Raw genomic sequence first — 4519 nt, forward strand, 5'->3', positions numbered from 1 at the left:
TACGGTAAGGCGACGCTGACGTGGTTTGAATTTGATTTTCGAAGAGTATTACATGAGATAGCTGAGTTTTCTTTTTATTTTAGGCTTATTTATGCGTTTCCGTATTGAAGAACGACTACTTCCACTGCAGCTTTTTCACGGTTAATCAAGTCAACACGCGCTGCAATTTCCTTGATTCCCATACCGATGTTACGGCTAAGAGCAAGGTCAGAAAGTTGCGGTTCAAAGAATTCCTTGTACTCTGCCAAACGTTGCTGAGTCTTAAATACGTGTGCAGGAAGGATAACAAAGCTATCAAAGCTCATATCTCCTCCAAGGGCTGCCTTAATCCAAGCCCAGTTTTCACGCGCCCAAGACCAAGCTGTTTCCTGAGTTGCTTGGTGAGCTAGGAATTGGTAATACCAAGCAGACAAGTCCTGTGGTTTCACCACAAATTTGTCCTTCCAAGCAGCAATCAAGGTTTGGATATTATCCGCATCTTTACTATAGGCAAGAGCAGCTGCCAACTGACGTTTAAAGACAGCATCTGTTGCATGAGTATAAGTATCAAGATAAAGTGCTAACAAGTCTTTAGTCTCATGATGTTTCATCTCATTGATCAGAACTTGTGAGCGAATAGCTGCTGGAAGTCCTGCAAGATTCTCCTTGTGAGCCGCGAAGATTTGGCTAGCGACTTGACTAGCTTCTGCATTATTTGAGCGAATCATCATAGAAACAGCCAACTGACGAACCAATTCATCCTCATCTGATTCTCCGTCTTTAGCTTCAAAACCAAGACGGTCATAGTTGTGACGAGCCAATTTAGCAACCAAGGCTTTGAAGGCTCTTTCAGCTTCTGTTCCTTCATCGATAAAGCGCTCAAGAGCAGAAATTACTTCAGAAACAGCTGAAACGACAAGGTAAGATTCTTCCTTAGCAAGTTTATCAAGAACTGGGAGCAAGTCTGCATAAGAAATTTGTCCTGCCTCAGCAAGCAAACGACGTTCTTGGACGATTTGCAGTTTGCTTGTGTTATCAAGCTCAACTAGGTCAGCAAGAACAGCTTCTAACAAGTCTCCTTGATAGTCTGTAATGTAGTGGGCTGTATTTTCTGTGTTGAGGCGAAGTGCTGTTTTGTTTTCAGCAAGAAGAGCTGCGTAGCCAGGAATTTCGATACTTTCAGTTTCAAGTGTATCAGGCAAGCCTTTCCAGTTGCTATTGAGTGGCACAACCCAGAGACGGTTCTTATCTTCGTGCTCACCGATGAAGAATTGTTTTTGTGAAATCTTCAAAACATCATTTTCAACTTTGACAGTGAGAACTGGATAACCAGGTTGTTCCAACCAAGAATCCATGAAGGCTGCAACATCACGGCCAGATGCTTGACCAAGAGCATCCCAAAGGTCACGACCAATTGTATTGCTGTATTGATGTTTTTCAAAGTAGGCGTGCAAACCTTTGGCAAAATCGGCATCACCTAGCCAACGGCGAAGCATGTGCATGAGGCGACTTCCTTTGGCATAGACGATAGCTCCGTCAAAGAGCGTATTGATTTCATCTGGATGTTTAACTTCGACGTGGACAGACTGAACGCCATCAGTAGCGTCACGTTCAAGAGCAAGAGGTACTCCACCTGTTTGGAAATCTTCAAAGATATTCCAGCTTGGTTCAATAGCATCCACACAGACGTACTCCATCATGTTAGCAAAGCTTTCATTGAGCCAAAGGTCATCCCACCATTTCATAGTTACGAGGTTACCAAACCACTGGTGAGCCAATTCATGAGCCACAACAAGGGCAACTTGTTGACGGCTGGCAAAGGTAGAGTTCTCATCCACAACCAAGTAAACTTCACGGTAGGTCACAAGACCCCAGTTTTCCATAGCACCAGCTGAGAAGTCAGGAAGGGCGATGTGGAGAGATTGAGGGATTGGGTACTTAACTCCATAGTAATCTTCGTAAAACTCGATAGAGCGAACAGCGATATCCAGTGAGAAATCAAGGTTAGATAGTGGGTGGGCTTTGGTTGAGTAAACACCTACAAGAGTACCGTTTTTAGTTTTAGCAGTCACACCTTGCAGATCACCCGCAACAAAGGCTAATAAGTAAGAAGACATGCGAGGTGTTGTCTCAAACTTCCAGATACCTGTTTCCTTACGTTTTTCAACATCGATTTCTGGCATGTTAGACAAGGCCAATTCACCTTCTGCTTGGTCAAAACGTAGAGAGAGGTCAAAAGTTGCTTTGGCTTCTGGCTCATCCACACATGGGAAGGCTTCTCGCGCAAAATGGCTCTCAAATTGAGTAGACAATACTTCCTTCTTCACTCCATCAACTGTGTAGTAAGATGGGTAAATCCCTGTCATGTTGTCTGTAATTTTTCCTGAGAAAGCGATAACCACTTCAACTTGACCTGCTTCAGCAAGTTCAATATGAAGGGCTTCATTGTCATGGTCAACTGTAAATGGGCGAGCTTGACCAGCAACTTCTACAGTGGCGATTTCCAAGTCTTTTTGGTGGAGGGAAATGCGGTCACTCTGTGCTTGACCACTAATAGTCACCTTTCCTGAAAAAGTCTTGGTCTCACGACTCAAGTCTAAAAATAAATCATAATGTTCAGGAACAAATTGCTTAATAAAATGTTCAACTGCTTGCATAATTTTCTCCTATTCTAAGTTTAAGAGCTAGAGCTCTTCTTCAAACAAACTTATTATATCATGTTTTTCTTAAGAAAAAAGGATTGGACGGCGATTTCCAAAACTTTCTTCCTTCCAATAGTCTACAGTGGGTAGACCTTGCGAAATTCTTCTAAAACAACCTTGCTTTCAGGTGTAAAAGTCAGTCCTGCTTCTCTCAGCCACTCGGCGAAACAATCCTCATGAACCTGACGCCAATAGGCTAGGGATTTGTCTCCCTCACCTTCCTTAAAGGCATGGTCAGCAGAAACTTGATTAAAGAGCTGAACAGAAACCTTTGTAATTTCGACAATACAGACAGCCTGATTTTGACTATCTAAAATGACATCAAAAGTTCCTTCTTGCGGAAGAGGCTCATCTTCTAGTGCGTAGAGATCGTAGGCTGAAGCTGTTGCAGTCTTTTCGCCTCTTAAAACCAAATCTGCTAAAAGGTCTGGTTCCACTCCAAAAGCCCAAGCATCGATTTCATCTCCTATAGAGGGATTAATTTTCTTGTATGCATTCCACATTTCTTGCGGTGTCATGGGTGCTCCTTTGTAATTTCTTACTTTCTTCTTTTATATGTTTGAGATGGTCTGGATGGTCAATCTCTAAATTAAAAATCTCTGGAATAGAACTATAATGGATAATACATTTGATATCCATCTGATTCATTTTTTGTATGAAAGAATCATTCAGATAGCCTGCTACAGCAAAGTCAATCTTTTTCATCCTTGCTTTATCCTGCATATCTCTTAGCATATCTAACATTATTGGACTTTCCATATCATGCCATTGACTGTTTCTCACAGTCGCAAAAACAAAAGAAGTCAAATCATTCATTCCAACTACAATCTTTGAAATACCCGTTTCCAGTATTCTGTCCAAGTCAAAATAAGCTGACGGTAATTCAACCATTGTGGCGACTTTTCCAGTAAAGCCACACTGACGCAACACTGTAATAGCTTGCTTTAACTGCTCAGCATCATTGACAAAAGGAAAGATAACAGATAGATTGGGATTGGTTTGATAAACTTCTGTAACGACATTTGCCTCAGCCTGAAATTCATTCGGACACGCCAGCAAACGCCTGGTTCCTCTATAGCCAAACAAGGGATGCCCTTCGTCAAAATACTCTTTAGTCCCCACTAAACAATTGGCTTCTGTATTCGTTAATTCAGAAAAACGATACCATACCTCTTCATCTGAGTACAGGGAGCAGATAGTCTCTAGATAATCTTTTACAAATTGCTGACAACTTGGTAATAGTATATTTTGATTAAGCTCTCTCAACAAGTATTCCCCACGAATCATTCCAATGTGGTGAAATAGTTGAGGATAAACTTTTTCATCAAGTTTTTCGCCACTAAGGGCCAGTTGGTTTCTCATCATTCACCTCGTCTTAAAAGATACAATATCAGATATCACTACATGAAACTTTCCTCTAGTTCAAAAGCTTCATAAGGTTCAACTAACTCATATCCTAAAAATTCTGCTACTTTTTTGGAAGCCTCGTTATGAGCATCCCAAAGTGGAAACATATCTCTATTTAAACTCTCTAGAATCATTGCAGAACCAAGCTTTTTAGCAAATCCATTTCCTTGTTCGTTTGGTCTAGTTGCAACTTCCACTTCAACTGCTCCACGGTAAACTAACCCTGAGGAAATCCCAGCAATCAGTTCATTATTTTTAAGAATCACAAAGCCAAATCCACCTTTTAAAACAAAATCCTGATAGGACTCAAAATCCCCCTGTAAATCTTGTGACCATTCTTCCTCAGAAAAACAGTTATAAATATGATTATCAATAGGCACAATATTGTAACCTTCCTCTAAATGAGTAACTAGATTATTTAAAAATTCAAC

At 41.0% G+C, this 4519-nt stretch carries 4 protein-coding genes; all 4 read right to left on the reverse strand.

Annotated features, from left to right (window positions below):
- Positions 1-89: 89 nt before the first annotated feature.
- Complete coding sequence (locus ADI58_RS01875) at positions 90-2636, reverse strand: M1 family metallopeptidase (RefSeq protein ID WP_049521245.1); 2547 nt, start codon at positions 2634-2636, stop codon at positions 90-92.
- Between the two features lie 122 nt (positions 2637-2758).
- Complete coding sequence (locus ADI58_RS01880) at positions 2759-3199, reverse strand: ASCH domain-containing protein (protein WP_049521246.1); 441 nt, start codon at positions 3197-3199, stop codon at positions 2759-2761.
- On the reverse strand, positions 3159-4043 hold the full coding sequence (locus ADI58_RS01885) for a putative PEP-binding protein (protein ID WP_049521247.1): 885 nt from the start codon (positions 4041-4043) through the stop codon (positions 3159-3161). Before ADI58_RS01885 ends, ADI58_RS01880 begins: the two co-directional genes overlap by 41 nt.
- Before the next feature lie 38 nt (positions 4044-4081).
- A partial coding sequence (locus tag ADI58_RS01890; protein WP_049521248.1) for a GNAT family N-acetyltransferase occupies positions 4082-4519 on the reverse strand: 438 nt, incomplete at its 5' end.

Source organism: Streptococcus mitis (genome assembly GCF_001074635.1).
GTDB classification, from domain to species: domain Bacteria; phylum Bacillota; class Bacilli; order Lactobacillales; family Streptococcaceae; genus Streptococcus; species Streptococcus mitis_E.